This window comes from Aestuariibius insulae, from assembly GCF_040783535.2.
Lineage (GTDB): Bacteria > Pseudomonadota > Alphaproteobacteria > Rhodobacterales > Rhodobacteraceae > Aestuariibius > Aestuariibius insulae.
Map to the genome: position 1 here is coordinate 261,109 of NZ_JBFONW020000006.1, position 20,464 is coordinate 281,572.

22 protein-coding genes are annotated in these 20,464 nt (G+C 61.0%); 10 read left to right on the forward strand and 12 right to left on the reverse strand.

Going from position 1 to position 20,464, the window contains the following annotated elements:
• Position 1 precedes the first annotated feature (1 nt).
• Positions 2-2,146, reverse strand: a complete 2,145-nt coding sequence (locus tag AAD018_RS17090) for a xanthine dehydrogenase family protein molybdopterin-binding subunit (RefSeq protein WP_367315632.1) — start codon at positions 2,144-2,146, stop codon at positions 2-4.
• Positions 2,147-2,149: 3 nt separating this feature from the next.
• Positions 2,150-2,611: a (2Fe-2S)-binding protein gene (locus AAD018_RS17095; protein WP_367315631.1), complete on the reverse strand. Its 462-nt coding sequence runs from the start codon at positions 2,609-2,611 to the stop codon at positions 2,150-2,152.
• Between the two features lie 243 nt (positions 2,612-2,854).
• Here AAD018_RS17095 and AAD018_RS17100 point away from each other — a divergent pair, with 243 nt between their 5' ends.
• The gene (locus AAD018_RS17100) at positions 2,855-4,468 is read left to right on the forward strand and encodes an alpha-glucosidase (RefSeq protein WP_367315630.1); all 1,614 of its coding nucleotides are present in this window, start codon (positions 2,855-2,857) and stop codon (positions 4,466-4,468) included.
• A gap of 3 nt (positions 4,469-4,471) precedes the next feature.
• On the opposite strand, the gene AAD018_RS17105 is transcribed toward AAD018_RS17100, so the two are convergent.
• The gene (locus AAD018_RS17105; protein ID WP_367315629.1) at positions 4,472-4,840 is read right to left on the reverse strand and encodes a histidine triad nucleotide-binding protein; all 369 of its coding nucleotides are present in this window, start codon (positions 4,838-4,840) and stop codon (positions 4,472-4,474) included.
• Between the two features lie 18 nt (positions 4,841-4,858).
• Entirely contained in the window at positions 4,859-6,436 is a 1,578-nt protein-coding gene (locus tag AAD018_RS17110; RefSeq protein ID WP_367315628.1) for a DUF5928 domain-containing protein, read from the reverse strand.
• A gap of 139 nt (positions 6,437-6,575) precedes the next feature.
• Between AAD018_RS17110 and AAD018_RS17115 the strand changes: the two genes are divergently transcribed.
• Together AAD018_RS17115 and AAD018_RS17120 are read left to right on the forward strand one after the other, a co-directional pair.
• Entirely contained in the window at positions 6,576-7,397 is an 822-nt protein-coding gene (locus AAD018_RS17115) for a sulfotransferase family protein (RefSeq protein ID WP_367315627.1), read from the forward strand.
• Between the two features lie 144 nt (positions 7,398-7,541).
• Positions 7,542-9,137, forward strand: coding sequence for a DUF4034 domain-containing protein (locus AAD018_RS17120; protein WP_367315626.1), 1,596 nt, complete (start codon positions 7,542-7,544; stop codon positions 9,135-9,137).
• Here the strand turns inward: AAD018_RS17120 and AAD018_RS17125 are convergent, their stop codons facing one another.
• Entirely contained in the window at positions 9,138-10,130 is a 993-nt protein-coding gene (locus AAD018_RS17125; protein WP_367315625.1) for an adenosine kinase, read from the reverse strand.
• The gene (gene nth, locus AAD018_RS17130; RefSeq protein WP_367315624.1) at positions 10,127-10,795 is read right to left on the reverse strand and encodes an endonuclease III; all 669 of its coding nucleotides are present in this window, start codon (positions 10,793-10,795) and stop codon (positions 10,127-10,129) included. The genes AAD018_RS17125 and nth overlap by 4 nt, the downstream gene beginning before the upstream one ends.
• Positions 10,796-10,901: 106 nt before the next feature.
• Between nth and AAD018_RS17135 the strand changes: the two genes are divergently transcribed.
• Together AAD018_RS17135 and AAD018_RS17140 are read left to right on the forward strand one after the other, a co-directional pair.
• Entirely contained in the window at positions 10,902-11,756 is an 855-nt protein-coding gene (locus tag AAD018_RS17135; protein WP_367315623.1) for a methylated-DNA--[protein]-cysteine S-methyltransferase, read from the forward strand.
• Positions 11,757-11,889: 133 nt separating this feature from the next.
• Positions 11,890-12,546 carry an OmpA family protein gene (locus AAD018_RS17140; RefSeq protein ID WP_367315622.1) on the forward strand — a complete coding sequence of 219 codons (657 nt, stop codon included), beginning with the start codon at positions 11,890-11,892 and terminating at the stop codon, positions 12,544-12,546.
• A gap of 263 nt (positions 12,547-12,809) precedes the next feature.
• On the opposite strand, the gene AAD018_RS17145 is transcribed toward AAD018_RS17140, so the two are convergent.
• The 5 genes from AAD018_RS17145 to AAD018_RS17165 form a co-directional block, all read right to left on the reverse strand.
• Complete coding sequence (locus AAD018_RS17145; RefSeq protein WP_367315621.1) at positions 12,810-13,376, reverse strand: F0F1 ATP synthase subunit B; 567 nt, start codon at positions 13,374-13,376, stop codon at positions 12,810-12,812.
• A complete protein-coding gene (locus tag AAD018_RS17150; RefSeq protein ID WP_367315620.1) occupies positions 13,373-13,897 on the reverse strand; it encodes a F0F1 ATP synthase subunit B' in 525 nt (174 codons plus the stop codon). Before AAD018_RS17150 ends, AAD018_RS17145 begins: the two co-directional genes overlap by 4 nt.
• Positions 13,898-13,971: 74 nt before the next feature.
• A complete protein-coding gene (locus AAD018_RS17155; RefSeq protein ID WP_109757214.1) occupies positions 13,972-14,208 on the reverse strand; it encodes a F0F1 ATP synthase subunit C in 237 nt (78 codons plus the stop codon).
• Between the two features lie 37 nt (positions 14,209-14,245).
• On the reverse strand, positions 14,246-15,031 hold the full coding sequence (locus tag AAD018_RS17160; RefSeq protein ID WP_367315619.1) for a F0F1 ATP synthase subunit A: 786 nt from the start codon (positions 15,029-15,031) through the stop codon (positions 14,246-14,248).
• Positions 15,031-15,366, reverse strand: a complete 336-nt coding sequence (locus AAD018_RS17165; protein ID WP_367315617.1) for an AtpZ/AtpI family protein — start codon at positions 15,364-15,366, stop codon at positions 15,031-15,033. The genes AAD018_RS17160 and AAD018_RS17165 overlap by 1 nt, the downstream gene beginning before the upstream one ends.
• Before the next feature lie 210 nt (positions 15,367-15,576).
• On the opposite strand from AAD018_RS17165, the gene AAD018_RS17170 reads away from it, so the two are divergent.
• A complete protein-coding gene (locus tag AAD018_RS17170) occupies positions 15,577-15,912 on the forward strand; it encodes an ArsR/SmtB family transcription factor (protein WP_367315616.1) in 336 nt (111 codons plus the stop codon).
• A gap of 126 nt (positions 15,913-16,038) precedes the next feature.
• On the opposite strand, the gene AAD018_RS17175 is transcribed toward AAD018_RS17170, so the two are convergent.
• Positions 16,039-16,926, reverse strand: a complete 888-nt coding sequence (locus AAD018_RS17175; RefSeq protein ID WP_367315886.1) for a LysR family transcriptional regulator — start codon at positions 16,924-16,926, stop codon at positions 16,039-16,041.
• Between the two features lie 144 nt (positions 16,927-17,070).
• Here AAD018_RS17175 and AAD018_RS17180 point away from each other — a divergent pair, with 144 nt between their 5' ends.
• From AAD018_RS17180 to AAD018_RS17195, 4 genes are all read left to right on the forward strand, one after another.
• A complete protein-coding gene (locus AAD018_RS17180) occupies positions 17,071-17,646 on the forward strand; it encodes an FMN-dependent NADH-azoreductase (RefSeq protein ID WP_367315615.1) in 576 nt (191 codons plus the stop codon).
• 160 nt (positions 17,647-17,806) lie between these two features.
• Complete coding sequence (locus AAD018_RS17185; protein ID WP_367315614.1) at positions 17,807-18,415, forward strand: hypothetical protein; 609 nt, start codon at positions 17,807-17,809, stop codon at positions 18,413-18,415.
• Between the two features lie 216 nt (positions 18,416-18,631).
• Positions 18,632-20,119 carry a signal recognition particle protein gene (gene ffh, locus AAD018_RS17190; protein WP_367315613.1) on the forward strand — a complete coding sequence of 496 codons (1,488 nt, stop codon included), beginning with the start codon at positions 18,632-18,634 and terminating at the stop codon, positions 20,117-20,119.
• Complete coding sequence (locus tag AAD018_RS17195; RefSeq protein ID WP_367315612.1) at positions 20,116-20,448, forward strand: NIPSNAP family protein; 333 nt, start codon at positions 20,116-20,118, stop codon at positions 20,446-20,448. The genes ffh and AAD018_RS17195 overlap by 4 nt, the downstream gene beginning before the upstream one ends.
• The last annotated feature ends 16 nt before the right edge of the window (positions 20,449-20,464 follow it).

Here is a 20,464-nt window from a genome sequence, read left to right on the forward strand (position 1 = left end):
CTCACACACCGGCGTCCTGAAGCGGCAGGCGGCGCGGTGTTGCGCCGGTCAGCGACCTCCAGGCATTAGCCATGGCGGGTGCGATGGGCGGCAAACCCGGCTCTCCGACGCCAGATGGATCGTTCTCGGAATTCACGATCGCGACTTCAACCTCCGGCATGTCGTAGATCCGCATCATCCGGTATTGATCGAAGTTCGACTGACGCACGCGCCCGCCTTGTTCGATCGTGATCTCATTGTAGAGCGTCGTGCCCAGGCCGAAGCCGATGCCGCCCTCCATCTGCGAGATCACCACGTCGGGATTGACGGCAAAGCCGCAATCGACGGCGCACCAGACCTTGGTCGTGAAAGGATGGCCGTCGCGATCCTCGACCTCGGCGATCATCGCCACGTAGGAGCCGAAGCTTTCGTGGAGCGCGATGCCCATGCGACGGTCGCCCGTGCCGGGACCAGACCAACCCGCCATGTCGGCCACGCGTTCGAGCACGGCGCGGTCGCGGCCAGCCTCGGCGCTAAGAAGATCGAGCCGTCCCTGCACTTGGTCCTGACCGCCCATCTCAAGCAGTTCGTCCAGGAAGGTTTCGGTCGAATAGGCTGTATGGGTGTGCCCCACCGCCCGCCACCAGAGGACCGGCACCTGGCTTTCCATCCGCGCCCAAGAGACGCGGTGCGCAGGCCAATCGTAGGGCATCTGGGTCGAGCCTTCGTAGGAGGTCGGATCGAGCCCGTCCTGCATCATCTGCTCGAACGGGGAGCCTGCGATGATCGACTGGTTGGCGATGGTGTTCTGCCAGCCGATGATCTTGCCCTCGGCATCCAGCGCACCTTTCAGATGATGGACGGTCAGCGGACGGTAGTTGCCGCCGCGAATGTCATTCTCCCGCGTCCAAAGAAGCTTGTAGGCGCCCGGACCAGCGGCGGCTGCGACATTTGCCAGCTCTGCCGCAAAGTCGGATGCAGGCTGGGCGCGGCGACCGAAACTGCCGCCCGCATAGACCGTGTTGAGCGCGACATTGGCTTGATCCATCTGAAGCACGCCTGCGAGCGTGCCGTGATCGACCGTCTGAAGCTGCGAGCCCATCCAAACCTCAGCCTCCCCGTCGCTTAGCTGGATCACGCCGTCGAGCGGCTCGAGCGGAGCGTGAGCGAGGAAGGGGAAAACGAACTCCGCCTCGTGGGTGGTGGCAGCGTTCGCGAAGGCGGCGTCGACATCGCCGGATGCCTCGACCTCGCGGGCATCGCCGCGGGCCGCTTCGGCCCAGACTTGCGCCATTTCGGCCGAAGAGCGGGTTTCGGCGCCGCTTTCGTCCCACTCCACCTCGAGCGCGTCGCGGCCCTGGAAGGCGGCATAGGTATTGGTTCCGTAGACGGCGACGCCTGTCGGGATCTGGGCGACGCGGATGACGCCGGGGATTTCAAGCGCAGCTGTATCGTTCACGCTGGCCACGGTCGCACCGAATTTCGGCGGATGCAGGATGGCCACCGTCTCCATCCCGTCGAGATAGATGTCGATGGTGAATTCGGACGTGCCATCGCTTTTACCCGGGCTGTCGAGCCGGGTGAGTTTCTGGCCGATCAGCTTGAATTCGGACGGGTCCTTGAGCGCGGGATCGGCGGGCACTTCGCTGTCCAATGCAGCCTCGGCGAAGTCGCCGAATGTGCCGGTCTGGCCATCAGGGCCGGTCAGGGTCCCGGCCTCGACCGTGATGGCGGAAGCGTCGACACCCCATTCGCGGGCGGCGGCCTCCACCAGCATCGCGCGGGCGGCGGCGCCGGCCTTGCGCATTTGCGTGTAGGAATTGGCCAAGCCCGTGGATCCGCCGACGCCCTGAATGCCGAAGGCGAAATTGGTGTAGAGGGCGGTATCGGCGGGCGCGCTTTCGGCGCGCATCTGGGCCCAGTCTGCATCCAGCTCTTCGGCGACGAGGGAAGCGAGGCCGGTATTGGCGCCCTGTCCCATCTCGAGATGCTTGATAAGGACCGTGACGGTGTTGTCCGGTGCGATGCGGATGAAGGCGTCGGGCGCGAAGTTCTGCTCTCCCTGCGCCTGCGCGGCAGCGCGGCGGGCCTGAGGAAGCGCGACCGCGATCACGAGACCGGCGGTGCTGGCAAGAAAGGCGCGGCGTGTGGGTTTGATCAATGTCATGGCTCAGCCCTCCAGCGTGTCGGATGCCTGACGGATCGCAGAGCGGATCCGGGCATAGGTGGCGCAGCGGCAGACATTGCCGGCCATCGCATCGTCGATTTCCTGATCGGTGGGCTTGGGGATCGCCTGAAGCAACGCGGTGGCGCTGACGACCTGACCAGACTGGCAATAGCCGCATTGCGGCACGTTCAGCTCGACCCATGCGGCTTGGATCGCTTCGGCCTCGGGGCCGTCCACGGCTTCGATCGTCGTGATGTCGGTGTCGGTGACGGTATCGACCGGGGTCACGCAGGACCGCGTCGGTTGGCCGTTGATCATGACGGTGCATGCACCGCATTGGGCGATGCCGCATCCGAATTTCGTGCCGGTCAGCCGCAATTCGTCGCGGATGACCCAGAGAAGGGGGGTGGCGGGGTCGACATCGACCTCTCGGGTGGTGCCATTGACGGTGAGGGACAGGCTCATCGGGGGCTCCTATGGGCTGGCGCGCCGGGAGAATGCCCGGCAACTGGCACTCTTAATAGTGGAGCCCCGCGACACCTTGTCCATGGCGGGGCGGCTATAAAAATCCGGCTAAGCCCCCTTATTTCGGTGCTTTTAAGTCTTGACTGGCAGCTTTCCGCAACCCGCTGCGAGTCGTATCAAACCGTTAGCGCAACCATTCGAATGGTGCGACGTTGGCTCCCGAACTGGGCGAAGGAATCGATTATGAACGAGTGGTGGCGTGGTGCGGTGATCTACCAGATCTATCCGCGAAGCTTTCAGGACAGCACTGGCGACGGTATTGGCGATCTGCCCGGGATCACGCGCCGTCTGGGCCATGTTGCCGATCTTGGTGCGGATGCGATCTGGCTCTCTCCGGTCTTTACTTCGCCGATGCAGGATATGGGTTATGACGTGTCGGACTATACCGATATCGATCCGCTGTTCGGCACGCTTGAGGATTTTGATACGCTGGTCGAAACTGCCCATGGGCTGGGACTGAAGGTCATCATCGATCAGGTGATCTCGCATTCTTCGGACAAGCATCCGTGGTTTGAGGAAAGCCGCCAGTCGCGGGACAACCCGAAGGCCAACTGGTATGTCTGGGCCGAACCGCAGCCCGACGGCTCGCCGCCGAATAACTGGCCGTCCGTCTTCGGTGGCCCGGCCTGGGAATGGGAGCCGCGGCGGCGGCAGTATTACCTGCACAATTTCCTGATCTCGCAGCCTGATCTGAACTTCCATGAGCAGCAGGTTCAGGACGCGATGATCGAGACGATGCGCTTCTGGCTGGATCGGGGCGTCGACGGGTTCCGGTTGGATACCGTGAACTACTATTTCCACGACGACCAGCTGCGCAGCAATCCCCCGGCGGAGTCGGGAAATTGGGAGATGGCGACCGAGATCTACGGGATGCAGACACACCTTTATTCCAAGACGCAGCCCGAGAATATCGCCTTTCTGGAGCGCCTGCGCGCTTTGACGGATGCGTTCGATGCCCGGATGATGGTGGGAGAGGTCGGCGAGGATGGCGACCGGTCGATCGAGATCATGGCCGATTACACGCGCGGTGCGAAGCGGCTGCATATGGCCTATTCCTTTGCCCTTCTGGGGCCGCGGTTTTCGACCAAACATTTCCGGACCTGTATCGAGGGGTTTCTTGAAGGCGCGCCCGATGGCTGGCCGTCGTGGAGCTTTTCCAATCACGACGTACCGCGCCATGTCACCCGCTGGGCCGAGCATGGGGAGAGCCGCGAGGCGCTGGCCCGGCTGACGGCTGCGATGTTGCTGAGCTTTGAGGGGTCGATCGGGATTTATCAGGGCGAGGAGCTGGGCCAGACCGAGACGATCATGACCTATGACGAGCTGACCGATCCCCCTGCCCTGCGGTTCTGGCCGGAGGTGAAGGGGCGGGACGGCTGCCGCACGCCGATGGTCTGGGAGGCGGATGCGTCCCATGGCGGCTTTACCAAAGGCACGCCCTGGTTGCCGGTGAAAGAGCCGCAGCTGGCCCATGCCGTCGACGGTCAGGAGGCCGCGAATGACAGCGTCCTGCACGCCTATCGCGAGATCATCGCCTTTCGCAAAGGCAGCCCGGCTCTGGGTCTGGGCAAGACGTCTTTCCTCGATCTGAACGAGGCCGTCTTGGGTTTCACGCGGACAGCCGATGAGGGCGCGCTGACCTGTCTTTTCAACCTGTCGAAGGAGCCTCAGAGGCTGACCGTTGGCGGTAAGACTGCGCTGACCGGCCCGTACCGGGCGGATCTTGACGGAGAAGTCCTGACGTTGCCGCCCAATGGCTTTGCTTGGCTGGAGGGCGCGGTAGAGGTGACGGTCTAGCCGTCAGGACGCGGGCTGGAGCATCCGGCCCAAAGGCCGTCCGCCGATGATATGGACATGCAGGTGGGGGACCTCCTGCACGCCGTTTCGCCCCGCATTGGAGATGGCGCGAAAGCCCTCCTCCTCCACCCCTTCGAGGCGGCAAACCTCGGCGATGGCGCGCATGTAGTCGAGCACTTCGGCATCGCTTGCCTCGGCCGAGAACTGGGCGAAATCGACATAGGCCCCTTTCGGGATCACCAACACATGCACCGGCGCCTGCGGCTGGATATCGCGGAAGGCCAGCGTATGCTCGGTGTCGAGCACGGTGTCATTCGGGATCTCGCCCCGCAGGATCTTGGCGAAGATGTTCTGGTCGTCATAGCTGCGCATCTGGAGGCGGCCTTCCTCTTAATCGGTGAACAGGTGATCGGTCTGCGCGATGCGCTCGGCGACATCGGCGGGCACCTCGAGAAACTCCGACAGAGCTTCGGCGTTTTTGTCGGTCGGGGCGCTTTCCCGAATTCGGGTAAAATGCGGGAAGTTCGCATCGCGCAACGCGTCGCTTTCGTAGATGACGTCATATCGGATGGTCGGAAGAAGACGCTCCAGCGTTTCCTCGCCGGAATTTTCCCCCGCGAGCCCAACCCGCATCGCATGTCCGATCAGATAATCGTCGCTGAAATCGCACTCGATCTCGAGCACTTTCATGGTCGACCGGTCCGATCCGAAGTCATGCATCAGGTCCAGATTGCTGGGATCGAGGCAGATCAGGAGCCGGTCGGTGTCGTAGTAGTCAAAAAGCATCCGAAGCAGGGCCCGGCGGTGCCTGTTCCGCTTTTCCAGCGTCGTTTGGATCCCGCCCAGATCGGGAAGCGGCGTGTGCTCTTCGCTGAATAGATAGTCGATGGTCGGAATATTTGCATGATCCTGGATCGAGCCGAGAAGCCGCTTGGCGACATGCCATTTCTTGCAGGTGACGATCAGCAATTCCCGCTCGCGCCCGAGGGAGGATTCATTCTCCCAGAACCGGGTTGCGAAGCGCCGCCCCTCCCGGCCGCGCCCGACAAGGAAGGTGAAAAGCTTCTGCCCCTCGTTGGAGATGACGAAATCCTCGCGATCCGAGGCATAGAGCGCGCCGAGCCGCTCTTTCAGTTCGGCAGCTTCGGGGCTGATCTTGCGGGCGAAGAGGAAGTCCTGGCTGAGTAGCATATCGTAGTGATCGTTGTAGAACGTCACCGGCATTCCGTAATCGCTGAAGATCAGGAAGGTCAGGGTCCGCGTCCGGATTTCGTTTTCCGGCACCAGATGGCGCACAAGTGTTTGGAAGAAAGTCTCGTCGGGAATCCAGGTCGTCTTGAAGAACCGGATCACATCCGGGCGGCCTTTCAGAAAGGAGAGGATCGCCTCGATCGTCTGACGCCTGAGGCACCACCACTGGCTGCCGATCATCATCTGCAGATCGGCGGGGATCTCGCGTTCGAGCTTAAGCTTTTTCTGGAGCTCCATCGAAGTGTAGAAGAGCGTCTTTTGCGTGCGTTCGTTGAAGACATGGCGGTAGATCAGCCGCTCTTCTTTCATGCCCGTCTTGATCCAGTCGCTTTCGAAGTAATCAAAGCTCTCGATATAATCGACATCCTCGCCATCGAGCTTTGCATGGGCATAGCGGGCGGATTTGATCGCGGCGCAATCGCCTGAAACCATGTAGAAGTGGGTGGCGTGATCGAAGGCGTCGACAGCGGCCTCAACCGCGTTGAGCGTGGCCTGAACCAGGCTCCAGGCGCCCCAGCCGCATTTCACCCGGGTCTTGGCAAAGGTCACGCGCGGATTGTCCCTGAGCGCCGCGGTGATCCGGCGATAGTCGGTATCAGAGGCACGACCGTCGAAATGGATTGCCATGCAGTCGCCTGCATCGGTCAGCTGCTGGGCCTGCTGAATGACCGCATCGGGGTTCTTATGACAGAGCAGAATGAAGGCGATCTTGGCCAATGGTGTCGTCCTACTCTCGCAATGGTCGAAGAGATCACGTCTTCTTAGTGCGACGTGCCATTGAATACAAAGGTCAGATTTGCTTGATATCAAGCAGTGACCAGACGGATCGTCGGCACGTTATGGAGAGGCAGATCAGATGACAGGCTTTAACGGAACCTGGATGACCACGAGCGAGAGCATGGTCTATCGCCCCGTCCCCAAATGCGCCTGCTCGACCATCGGGCAGATCATGTTTTACTCAGACAATCACGACTTTTTCGACGGCGACATCCATGATGCCGAAGGCGGGATGCACAAGTGGTCCTTCGAGGGAAGTCAGGCCGCCATTGCCGACAATGTGTCGGCCCATCGCAGCTATGTTTTCAGCTTCGTGCGCAACCCGTATACGCGAATCCTCAGCGCCTTCTTTGACAAGGTGTGCGGAATCCAGCGAAACGGCGGTCGATACCGCGGCGATCTTTTGCCGAAGATGCGCCAGAAGTACGGGTTTGAATTCGGTCCCGATCCTGAGACAGGAGAGTTCGACCAGATCCAGTCGTTCCGCCGGTTCCTGCTCTTTGCCCGCGACACGATCCGGTTTCACCGCCCGATCAAGCCGGACATTCACTGGTCGCCGATTTGGACCCATCTCGTTGGCCTTGTCGAGAACGGCGGCACCTATGACGGGATCTTCTGGACCGAGAAGTTTAATGACGGGATGCAGCAGGTCCTCGATGCAGTGGAGACGCCGAACCCGATCGATTTAAGCGAGATCCCTCGCTTCAACGAAAGCGAAGGGCATGGCCCCAAGCGCGCCCATCCGGTCGAGGATTATTTCGACGATCTGTCGATGCATCTGGTCTTCGAGATCTACAAGCGGGACTTCGAGCTTTTTGGCTATGATCGCGAGGATCCCTCGAACAAGATGCCGGTCCGCGAGATCGACCTCGATCAGGTTCACAAGGTTCTCGCGGGCTGACGGGGGCGCCGTAGTCTCGCTGCGCCTGTCGTTCATTTCAGTTCAGCAAGTGGGCCAAAGACCAGGAGCTAACGGCCCGTATCTAAAATAGATCCTAATTTTCAGACGATATTCTGCACGCTCAGAAAGAAGACAGATTAAGCTATGAGACGGTTTATACTTTCGATTTTGTTCATCTCGGCTCTTGCGGGACCGGGCGAGGCCGATCCGATCTTGGACGAAGTCAGAGACTTTATCGACACGCGGGACTACGATGAACTGGAGCGCACCTTCGAAGCGGAGTATCAGCTGGCGCGAGAAACTGGCGAGTTCTCAGACATCAGGGATGCGTTCGGGATTATTTTCGCGTCGGCTCACCCCGAACGTCTTAAGGCTGTTCAGATCTGGATGGAACGTCACCCTGGCTCCAAGCATGCCAAGACGGCATCCGCATGGCAGCACTATCAACTTGAACGGGACAATAGGCGCGCATTTCGAGGAGGTGTTTCGAGCCCTGGGCTCATGCTTCAGGTTGCGGGTCATAAGAATAAGAGAGCGCGTCTTGCGCGCGAGGTATTCGAGAGCGATCCCGAATATCTGCCGGCAAGCGATGCCCTTCTCATATCCCCGCGCCCGTTCGACGACGAGTTTTCGCTGGGGGTCGTGCTTGACCAAGCGCTTGAAGCAAGACCCAGTATCCGGAGTATCAACCTCGCCATGACCGAGGCGATCCGCCCCGAATACAACGATTTCGATCGGCGGACACGCATCTGTCTTGCCTATGCGGATCGTGTGCCAACCTATTCAGTTGATCTGTGTACGGCGACTATCATTGCCAAAAGCTATGGCGCGGCGACCTATCGAGAAGATGCCGTTGCTCTTGTTCTGGCGGCCCGTCAACCTGATCTGAACCATGTCCGCCACGAGACGATCTTGCGATATTTCGGCAACCAAGGGCTTGTCGATATCGATGAAGACGAGTTTGGCGAAGTCAGACGTCTCCACCTTCGCGCCGCGAAATGGAAGGGGTGGAGGGAATATGTCGGTGGAACTGTCGTCTTGGCCGATAAGATGGGCGATCCGTTTCTCAGAAGCGAGGCCTTCGAGGCCAAACTCGCAATGGCCGAGCAATTCGTTATCGATAACCCGACCTCGGCATATTACATTCGGGAGTATATCGGGTTTCGACACTATCTAGAACAAGTCGGGATGTCGGAGGCGATGACTGATGCGGACCGCGAGGACATGCGCCGTCTTTGGAAACGCGGCCTGTCCGCTCCGCCGATCAACTCGGAATACTGGCAGATGGCAACATATCTGTCCTCGCCGGACGACGGCATCGAGCACAACTACGCGCTGCTTAAACCCATACTAGAACAGATGATTGTCTTAGAGGCGAGCTTCCCGATCAATCCGGTCTCTCAGTTTTTTCGCACATTGAACCGATGGCATCACGATATCGAAAAAGCGGCCGCCGGGATAGGGGAAGATGTTCCAGAACCTGTCTGGCAGGCTATTCAATGCGACCGGCTCGCGATGGCGCGTCTCGTTACAGAGATATGCAAATCGGACGGTCGCGGAGATTATTACGAATGCAGGGATGACGGTTATTCCGCGTCCTCGGTCGCGAGAAAAATCCTTTCCAGTTCGGACGAGCTGGGCTCCTGTCCCTACGTGATGAACTCGCCGATCAGGGCGCTGCTGCCTGATCTGAGATCGACAAAAGATATATCGTCAAGCGGTCCGATTGCGGACTGGTAGCTAGACCAACCCGTGACGTTGGAAAAGCCCCTTGAGATCCGCTTCGGGGCGGGGGCCGACATGGCTAATCACCTCGGCGGCCGCGACCGCTCCCATGCGTCCGCAGGTATCGGCTGCGCGGCCTTCGGCCAGACCATAAAGGAACCCGGCGGCGAACTGGTCGCCTGCGCCTGTGGCATCGACCGGGACGACCTTCTGGATGGGAACGTCCGCCCGCTCTCCGTCCTTGAAGACGATGACCGGATCGCCCGAGCGGGTGAAGGCAAGCGTCTGGCAGTCCTCCATCGCATGGGCCAGCGCCTGTTCGACATCCGTCACCTGATAGAGCGACTTCCACTCGTCCTCGTTGCCGATCACGAAGGCCATCTCGTCGCGGACCAGTTTGCGGAAATCGTCCCGATGCCGGTCCACGCAGAACGGATCGGAGAGCGAAATCCCCGGAGCGCCGCCGCCTTTACGACAAGCGGCGGACGCGGCATTGAATGCCGCTTTGTTGTCGTCCTTGTCGAAGAGATAGCCTTCCAGAAACAGGAACCGCGTCGCTTTCATCACCTCGGTGGGGACATCCGCTGAGCCAAGATAGGTGCTCTCGCCAAGAAAGGTGTTCATCGACCGCTCGCCGTCGGGAGAGACGAAGATCATCGACCGCGAGGTCGGCAGATCGGCCCCTGCCGTCGGTGCGTTGACGAACTCGGTCCCGCCTTGGGTCATCGCATCGGCATAGAAGCGGCCCAGTGCATCATCGGCCACTCGCCCGACGAACCCGGTCTGCAGACCCAGCTGTCCCAGACCCGCCAGCGTGTTGGCCACTGATCCGCCCGGCGTTTCCACCCGGCTTTCCATCGCGGCATAGAGAACCTCGGCCCGGTCCCGCTCGATCAGCTGCATGATGCCTTTCGTGATCCCCATATGGTCCAGAAAGGTGTCCGAGGCCGGAGAGATCACATCGACCATCGCATTGCCGATGCCGACGACGTCGTAGGTGGAGGTCATGAAGATCCCTTCGGTGCTGGGGCTTGGGTTTTCTCGTCGAACGGGCAAAGGTCCTCGATCAGGCAAGTCGGGCACATCGGCTTGCGGGCCTTGCAGTGATAGCGACCGTGCAGGATCATCCAATGATGCGCGTGCAGCTGGAACTCGGCCGGTACGTGATCCTCGATCGCCTTTTCGACTGCGACGACATCGCGGCCCGGGGCGATGCCCGTCCGGTTGCCGACCCGGAAGATATGCGTATCGACCGCCTGCGCCGGGTGACGCCACCACATGTTCAGCACGACATTCGCCGTCTTGCGCCCAACGCCCGGCAGGCTTTCCAGCGCCGCGCGGGAGCTGGGCACCATCCCGGCGTAGTCCTCGACAAGAATGCGGCTCAGCTTCATGACATTGCGCGCTTTGTTGCGGTAAAGCCCGATCGACTTGATATGCTCGATCAAGGCTTCCTCGCCCAGATCCAGCATTTTCTGGGGGGTATCGACGGTCCGGAACAGGTCCTTCGTCGCCTTGTTCACGCCCGCATCCGTAGCCTGCGCCGACAGGGCGACGGCGACCACGAGCGTATAGGCGTTGAGGTGATCGAGCTCGCCTTTCGGCTCGGGGTCAGCGTCCTGAAATCGTTCGAAGATCTTGTGGATCGTATGATAGTCGAGTTGCTTTGACATGCCTGCCCCTATGCCCCGGCGGGCCCGATAGCGCAATATCCGGGTCGAGGGGAGCCCGGCCCTCCTCTAAATTGGTGTTAGCAGCAGATCCACGAGGAGACCCGTCATGCTCCAGACCCCGCTCGACGCCGAAGGCAGCTATCATTACCACGTGATGCGCCGCGCCATCGAGGCGATCGACGCCTCATCGGAGGACCAGCCGAGGTTGGAGGATCTGGCCGCCCGTATGGATATGAGCCCGGCGCATTTCCAGCGGCTCTTCTCGCGCTGGGCCGGCGTCTCTCCCAAGCGCTACCAGCAATATCTGACGTTGGGTTACGCCAAATCGCTGCTTGAGGACCGGTTCACGACGCTCGAGACCGCGAATGCGGTGGGCCTATCGGGATCGAGCCGTTTACATGATCTCTTCCTGCGCTGGGAGGCGATGAGCCCTGGCGAATATGCCCGCCGTGGCGACGGCCTCGTGATCCGCTATGGCTGGTTCCAGAGCCCATTCGGCGATACGCTTGCCATGGCGACTTCGCGAGGGCTCTGCGGGATGGCCTTTGCCGAAGAGACGGGCCGCGAGGCGGCGCTGACCGACATGCAGCGCCGCTGGCCCAATGCGGTCTTCACCGAAGACAAGGACGCGATCCGCGACTGGACGCTTGCTGCCTTCGGTCTAGGCGGTGAAGCGTGGCTGCATCTGATCGGCGCGCCGTTCCAGATCAAGGTCTGGGAGGCGCTACTGCGCATCCCGTCGGGCCAAGTCACGACCTATTCCGAGATTGCGAGCGCGATCGGTCACCCCAAGGCCATTCGCGCAGTGGGTACAGCGGTGGGCCGCAATCCGGTCAGCTGGCTGATTCCCTGCCACCGGGCCTTGCGCAAATCCGGAGGTCTGGGCGGGTATCATTGGGGGCTGCCGGTCAAGCGCGCCCTGCTTGCCTATGAAGGCGCACGAGCGGACAGCCCAGCCTGACGACATCAAATATGAGCCGAAATTTGCCGGAACTCCCCTATCATCGCGGTGTTATTGCATATCAGGTGTCCGTATCGCACATCGGGCATTGATGCGGCGATCTGCCCGCACATGAGAAAAAGAAAGAGAGATCATGGCTTCGATCAAGACACCCTTCATTCTGGCGACGGCCGGCACGCTGGCCCTGACCGCCTGCGCCCCGCTCACCGATCCCAACAACCCCAATCGGAACACCCAGCAGGGCGCGCTGATCGGCGCAGTCGGCGGCGCGGTTATCGGCGGACAGATCGGTGATAGTGAAGAAGAGCGTCGCCGTAATGCCGTCGCTGGCGCGGTTCTCGGCGGCGGTGGCGGCGCGCTTGTCGGCAACCGCCTCGACCAGCAAGAGGCCGCTTTGCGCGCCCAGCTTGGCAATCAGGTCGATGTCCGCAACACTGGCGAGCAGCTGATTGTCACACTGCCGCAGGATATTCTCTTTGCCACCGATAGCGCCAACCTGCGCCCGGATCTGCAACGCGATCTGCGTGCTCTGGCCTCGAACCTGCAGCAATATCCGAACACCCGCGTCAATGTGATCGGTCATACCGACAATGTGGGCGAGGCTGCCTATAATCAGGGCCTTTCGGAACGCCGTGCACGATCTGTTGCGAATGTGCTGATCAATTCCGGTGTCTCCTCGTCGCGGATCGCCGCTACTGGTCGCGGTGAAAGCCAGCCGGTCGCGACGAACCTGACGCCCGAGGGCCGGCAGCAGAACCGCCGCGTCGAAGTGGTGATCACACCTTTCTAGGGTATAGCTCTTTCGAGCAGGCGCTTCGGACATTCGAGGCGCCATCGGGGCCGCTTCCTCTTCAGGGAGTGGCCCTTTTCGATGCCGTGGCCTCTCTGTCCCTCGCGTCGAAGACATCCCGCACCGGGCGCCCGCATTGGCGGCCGCATCGCCCGAAGGGCGCCCCCCTCTTCGTTCAAAATTCTTCGGTAGAAGAATTTTCCCCGCTCAACGAAAAAGACCCGGCGCAGGGCCGGGTCCATTATCTGAAAACCGGAGCTGTATCAGTGCAGCTTGGCCTCGACCGTGCCGATCGCCTCGTCTGTCAGCTTGTTGCGCTCATCCGCGCTCATCTGCTTGGCGATCACGTCGCGGGCGGCGGCGATGGCGACAGCCACGGCCTGATCGCGCACATCCTTGACTGCGGCAGCGCGGGCGGCCCCGATTTGCTCTTCGGCGGCAGCCAGACGGCGTTCGACGGAGCGCTTGATCTCGGCCTTCGAACTCTCTGCCGCTTTGGTCGCCTCGTCGCGCGCATTGGCCACGATCCGGTCTGCTTGCTCGTTCACTTCACGGCTCTTGCGCTCATAAGAGGCCAGCAGCGTCTGGGCTTCTTCGCGCAGCGCCCGCGCCTCGTCGAGGTCCTTGCGGATCCCGTCGGCCCGAGCATCAAGCATCTTGGTGACCATCGCCGGAACCTTGAAATAGACCAAGATCCCGATGAAACAGATAAAGCCGATCAGTACCACGAAATCGGTGTTCTGGAGCGAGAAGAACGGCTTGCCGGCTGCCATGGCGGGGCTCGCCAACATAGCTGCGCCAAGGGCCAGGCTGAAACGCTTCAGGCTCATGACGTCATCTCCTTCTCGACGGCCGTGTCGACGGCCGACTGATCGGCATCGCGGCCCAACGCGGCGACGATGGCCATCGCCGTGTCCTTGGCGACCTCGCGAACGCTGTCTTGCGCGCCGTCCCGGATTTCAGCAATCGCGGCCTCGCTTTCAGAGGTGCGCGCCGCGATCTCGGCATCGGCCTTGGCCAGCTCTGCATCAAGCTCGGACTGGATCTCGGCCTTGGTCTCTCCGACGATGCGGTCCGCTTCGGCGCGCGCATCGGCCAGCGCCTTGTCGTAAGCGGCCTCGGCGGCGGTTGCCTTGTGCTTGAGTTCTTCGGCGGCGGCGATATCGTTTGTAATCGTCCCCTGCCGTTCAGCCAGAACCGATCCGATCCGGGGCAATGCGATGCGCGACAGGATGAAATAGATCGCAAGAAGAGCGACGACGAGCCAGAAGATCTGGTTGTCGAATGTCGAGAAATCCAGCTGTGGAAGACCGACTGAGTCCTCAGCAGCTCCGGCAGTTTCGGTCGCCATGATGCCTCCGCGATAAAAAGATGAGATCCGGGGCGGCCTGGCGCCGCCCCACCCTCAAAGATCGTGATATTGCCTTAGACGGCGAACATCAGCAGCAGAGCGACGAGGAACGAGAAGATCCCGAGCGCTTCTGCGAAAGCGATGCCGATGAAGAGCGTCGCGGTCTGACCGGCAGCAGCCGAGGGGTTGCGCAGGGCACCGGCCAAGAAGTTGCCGGCCACGTGGCCCACACCGATGGCGGCGGCGCCTGATCCGATGGCGGCCAGGCCGGCACCGATGAATTGACCCATATTTGCGATATCGCCTTCCATGACGTGTACTCCTTGAGGGTTGGAAGTTGCGTTGGTGTTAGTGATGTGGATGCAATGCGTCCTTGAGATAGACGCATGTGAGAATGGTGAAGACGTAGGCCTGAATAAAGGAAACCAGCACCTCCAGCCCGTAGATCGCCACGACGCCGAAGATCGCGATCGGCGCGATGGCTGTCACCTGGGCAAAGCCTGCGAAGACCTTGAGAACGGCGTGACCGGCCATCAGGTTACCGGCCAGACGAATGGAGTGGCTGACGGGCCGGACGAAATACGAGATAACCTCGATCAGGGCGAGGACGGGCCGCAGCACCAGCGGTGCCGAGCTGACCCAAAAAAGACCCAGGAACGACGCGCCGTTCTTGACGAAGCCCAGAACCGTCACCGCGATGAAGACCCCAAAGCCCAGAACCGCCGTTACGGCGATATGCGAGGTCGTTGTGAACGACGTCGGGATCAGGCCGAGGAAGTTGGCCATCACAATGAACATAAAGAGCGTCATGATATACGGGAAATACTTGAGGCCTTCGCGGCCCGCGACATCCTCGACCATCTTATGGATGAAGCCGTAGGCCAGCTCTCCGATCGATTGCGAGCGGGAGGGCACGACTGCGCGGTTGCGTGTGCCCAAAACGAGCATCGCGAAGACCGCGAGGACGGCAAGAGCGAGCCAGAGTGTGACATTCGTCAGCTCGTACCACGCGATGTCATAGGTGCATTCGTTGATCGCTGTCTCGGCGTCGTCCGAGCAGAACAGACGCGTGACGATGAACTGGTCCATCGGATGAAAGGAAAGAGCGCCGCTTTCTTCACCGCCTGTCGCCATCAGTCATCGTCCTCTTCATCGCCCACATCCCGACCGGATGCCTGTTTGACCTGAACCTCTTTCGCGGTGCGCATCATCACGTTGATGCCGGCCGCGAGGCCCAGAAAGATGAACACCACCATCAGGATGGGGCGGGTGCCAAAGAGGGCATCCAGCCCGTAACCAATCCCGAACCCGATCCCCAGACCGGCGACAAGTTCGATCACCATCCGCCAGGCCAGCTGTGCCTGGGAGTAATGCTCTTCCGAATGGTGCTTGACCTTTGGTACGCCTTTCGCGGCTGCGATCCGCGCTTCGAGGTCCCTGAGCCGGTCCTTCGTGTCGCGATCGTCCATCGGTCATGCCCCCTTCGGACAGTTTGCATCGGATAGAGCGCGGACAGGCGCGTGTCAACGCTCCGCATCTGTTGCGAATTGAGCGCTTAACCCGATGTTTCAAATGCATATTTTTGACAAGATGAAGCTGGGGAGTCGCAGGGGCCTTAACGGGTCTCATTCAACCATTTGGTTGACTCTTTGCCTTCGCACCCCCAAGGACGCGCGATCATGACGCAGCGCCTTGACATCGTTTTTGCCGCCCTGGCCGATCCGACCCGGCGGGCGATCCTGTCGATGTTGCTGGAAGACGACATGGCCGTGACGGATGTCGCCGAGCCGTTCGAGATGTCGCTGGCGGCCATTTCGAAGCATCTTGCGGTCCTGACAAAGGCCGGTTTGATCGTTCAGGAAAAGCGCGGCCGGGTGAAGTGGTGCAAGCTGGATCCGCAGGCCCTGCGGGCCGCGTCGATCTGGATGCAGGGCTTTGGGCAGTTCGAAGCCGTCAATCTAGACGCCTTCGAACGCTTCTTGGAAAGCGAGACGATTTCTCAGAGTACGAACTGAACGATCGCGAGAACGATCACGACCAGGCCGACGAGATAGATGATATTGCGCATTGGGCGTTCCTTTATGCCAAACTGCCGACCCAACGCGGCAATCCGCCGCGCGTTCCATCAAGCGTTTGAGGAATCATCCCCATTTCTCTGCCCAGTCCCGTGCACGCTCTTTCAAATAGGTTAAAAAAGCCTGTACTTTCGAGGTCCGGTGCAGGTCCACATGGGTCACGAGCCAAAGCGGCGCTTCCCAGTCGCTGAGTGCGGGCAAAACCTCAATCAGATCAGGATGGCGGTTCATTTCCCAGACCGGGACAAACCCGATCCCGGCCCCGGACAGGACCGCATCGCCCATAGCGCGGTTGTCCGTGACGCGGAAGGCGATGGCGTCGTCCGGGACATGAGTACGCAGCCAGATATTGAAGGGCGCCCGCGATGTGGCGCTGTCGTGACCGATGATCCGGTGTTCGGCCAGATCGCGGACGCTTGCCGGTTGTCCGTTTGCGTCGATGTAGTCCTGCGTCGCGACCATGCGCATCGCCTGTTTCATGAAAGGCTGGACCACATTGTCGGGCTGATCGGGCGCAGCACCGGCGCGAATGGCGACATGGGCCTCTCCGTATTCAAGCCGAAAAAGCCGGTCTCCGGTCAGGTAGCGGATCCGGACATCTGGGTTTTGCTCCTGAAAGTCGGCTAGAACTGGTGTCAGCAGCGAGGACAGTGAGGTCAGGGAGGTCACCACGAGGTCGCCTGTCACGCCCTCCCCTCGTCCGCGGATCCGGCCCAGAAGCTGAGTGAACTGATCATCGGTCGCGCCAGCGACCTGGAGCAGGTCTTCCCCCGCCTCGGTGGCCGAGTATCCGCGTGCGTGGCGTTGAAAAAGCTTTACCCCGAGCCGTCCTTCGAGTGCATCGATATGGCGGATCACCGTTGCATGATGGACGCCCAGCGCTTGCGCTGCGCCCGAGACGGTGCCTTCGCGCGCCACATGATAAGCGGTCCGGATCTCGTCCCAGTTATTGATCGACATGTCTGCTCTCCTGCCCGTTCTTCGAGGGAGGTCTATTAGCAAATTTGCACAGAGTCATCTTGGATTTCGCGGAATGGCGCGGAGGCGCAAAGCTGCTTAGCTCGTGGTCAATCGCCAGACACCCACAGGAGAGCTTTCATGACGACCCTTCGTATCGATGCATCTGCCCGCCACGACGATTCAATCTCGCGCAAACTGACCGACCGTATTACCCGCAGATTGGGCGGCGATGTTATTCATCGCGATCTGGCAAAGACCTCACCGCCCCTTCTGACCGAAGGCATGATCGGGTCCTATTTCACGCCACCCGCTGATCGCACGGCGGAGCAAAAGGCCCTTATCGGCGCATCGGATGCCATCGTCGCAGAGCTTCAGAAGGCAGATACGATCGTGATCGGCATGCCGATCTATAATTTCGGGGTTCCCGCTGCACTTAAGGCCTGGGCCGATCTGGCGGCCCGCGTTGGCGTTACGTTTCAATATTCGGCTGATGGGCCGAAAGGGCTGCTTGAGGGCAAACGTGCGATCATCGCTGTCGCCTCGGGCGGAACCGAGAGCGGCTCTGAGATCGACTGGGCGACGCCTTGGCTGACCTTCTTTCTGGGCTTCATCGGAATCACGGACGTCAAAGTCATCACGGCCGATCAGCTTAACGTCGAGGCCGAAACAAAGATTGAAGCAGCCTACAGCGATATCGACACGCTGGCAGCCTGAAATCGGGCAAGAGTACGGCCCGGATCCCTCAAGGTCCGGGCCTCGACACGCCCTTGACGCAAACTTTCGGAAAGTCGTCCCGAAAGCGTCCCTGCCCCGCCGTGAGGGCGCCCCACTCCTCCGCGTATATGGCGTCAGTGCCAATGAACGAGGTGAAGTGGTGAAACTGACACGTAAAACGTCCGACCGTCTTGTCCTAAGGGACACTCCTTACATCACCTTCGTTCTGGGCGGGTTCACCTTCGTGGCCGCAGCCAAGCTGGTCACGCTCTTTGATCCCGGTCTGGTGGACCGCGCGATGAGCCTGTCCCCATCGCAGATGCTGACCGATCCAAGCCTGCGTTTGTGCCTGATCGCGCTCGCGCTGGGTCTGGGATATGTCGCGATCTTTGCGAAATCCTTCCGGGTCGAGTTCAACAAGGCTGAGGATCACGTGAAGCTGCGCTATCGTAGCCTGTGGGCCCGCAACGAGGCGACCTATCCCCTGGACAGCTTTCGTGGTGCCCGGATCGAACCTCACCAGGTCGGCACACGCGGAATGAGCCATATGAAGTACCGGATCGGTCTCGTCTTCGAAGAGCATGGCGAGCAGATGACGGTGCCCCTGAGCCAGGGTCTAGCCGGTCCAATCGATGCGCCGTCGACGGTTCTCGACATCAATCGGTGGCAAGCCAGCCGCGGTGCCCCCTTGCGCGGCGATGATCATGATATCCCCAAGATGCCTGCGAGCGGGATTGCTCATAACCGCTTCAGCCGTCCCGCCATCTGACACCACCCCATCCTTGACCGGACCTGCCGCCGTGCTGTTCTTGACAGCGCGGCGGTCCTCCGTCTAAACGCCCCCATCCGGAGAGCTACAGCCTCCGGTCCCGGACTGGATCCGGGATCGCCCCCCGTCAGCGAGTTTCGCCCACGGGGGCGCTACTGCATTCGCGCTCCGCATCTTATATGCAGGGCATCCGTCATCGCTTGAAGGAGCACGCATATGTTCGAAAATCTCTCCGAACGCCTCGGCGGCGTCTTCGAGCGTCTGACAAAGCAGGGCGCCCTTTCCGAAGACGACGTCAAGACCGCCCTACGCGAGGTCCGCGTGGCCCTGCTCGAGGCGGATGTCTCGTTGCCCGTCGCCCGCGACTTCGTTGGCCGCGTACAGGAGAAGGCGACCGGCCAGGCCGTCACCAAATCGGTCACGCCGGGCCAGCAGGTCGTAAAGATCGTCCATGACGAGCTTGTTGCGACCCTCACCGGCGAGGGCGATCCCGGTACGCTCAAGATCGATAATCCGCCTGCTCCGATCCTGATGGTCGGTCTTCAGGGCGGCGGTAAGACGACAACCACCGCCAAGCTCGCCAAACGCCTGACCGAGCGGGAGGGCAAGCGGGTCCTGATGGCCTCGCTCGACGTGAACCGGCCTGCGGCGATGGAGCAGCTTCAGATCCTCGGCGTTCAGATCGGCGTCGATACCCTGCCGATCGTCAAAGGCGAGACCCCCGTTGCCATCGCCAAGCGTGCCAAGACGCAGGCGTCCCTCGGCGGCTACGACGTCTATATGCTCGATACCGCTGGTCGCCTGTCCATCGACGACGAGCTGATGGCCCAGGTCGAGGCTGTCCGCGATGTGGCCAATCCCCGCGAGACGCTCCTCGTCGTCGACGGCCTGACCGGTCAGGACGCCGTCACTACGGCCGAGAATTTCGACGAGCGCATTGGCATCACCGGCGTTGTCCTGACCCGTATGGATGGCGACGGGCGCGGCGGCGCGGCCCTGTCGATGCGCGCCGTCACCGGTAAGCCGATCCGCTTCGTGGGTCTGGGTGAGAAGATGGACGCGCTCGAAACCTTCGAGCCGGACCGCATCGCAGGCCGCATCCTCGGGATGGGCGACATCGTCTCCCTTGTTGAAAAGGCCCAGGAAACGATCGAGGCCGAACAGGCCGAGCGCATGATGAAGCGTTTCCAGAAGGGTCAGTTCAATATGAACGACCTACGGATGCAGCTCGATCAGATGCTCAAGATGGGCGGTATGGAAGGTATGATGGGCATGCTGCCCGGCGCCAAGAAGATGGCCGCCCAAGCGCAAGGCGCCGGGATCGACGACAAGATGCTCAAGCGCCAGATCGCGCTGATCCAGTCGATGACCAAGAAAGAGCGCGCCGCCCCGCAGATCCTTCAGGCCTCGCGTAAGAAACGCATCGCTGCCGGTGCAGGCCTCGAGGTGCGCGAGCTGAACCAACTGCTCAAGATGCACCGCCAGATGTCCGACATGATGAAGAAGATGGGCAAGGGCGGGATGCTCAAACAGGCGATGAAAGGCATGATGGGCAAAGGCGGCGGCATGCCCGATATGGGCGATCCGGCGGCGATGGAGCAAGCCGCAAAGGCCCTCAAGGGCCGCATGCCCCCCGGCATGCCCGGCCTTGGCGGAGGCGCTGCGTTGCCGCCCGGCCTGTCCGGCTTCGGGAAGAAGAAGTGATCTCCTGTACCGTTCGATACGAGATCGATCCCGATCAGCTCGATGCGTTCGAGATCTATGCCAAGGCGTGGATCCACCTCATGACGAAGCTGGGAGGAACGCATCACGGCTATCACCTGCCCTATGAAGGGCCGAACGATATCGCCTATTGCCATTTCTCCTTCCCCAGCCTCGCAGACTACGAAGCCTACCGCGCAAAGATGTGGGACGACCCGGACTGCCTCAGAGCCTACGCGCATGCCGAACGCACCAAATGTATCCGCCGCTACGACCGCTCCTTCACGCGGCCGCTGATGGACGGATCGACACTGGACGAGCTGAACCTGTGACTCGCACCTTCACCCA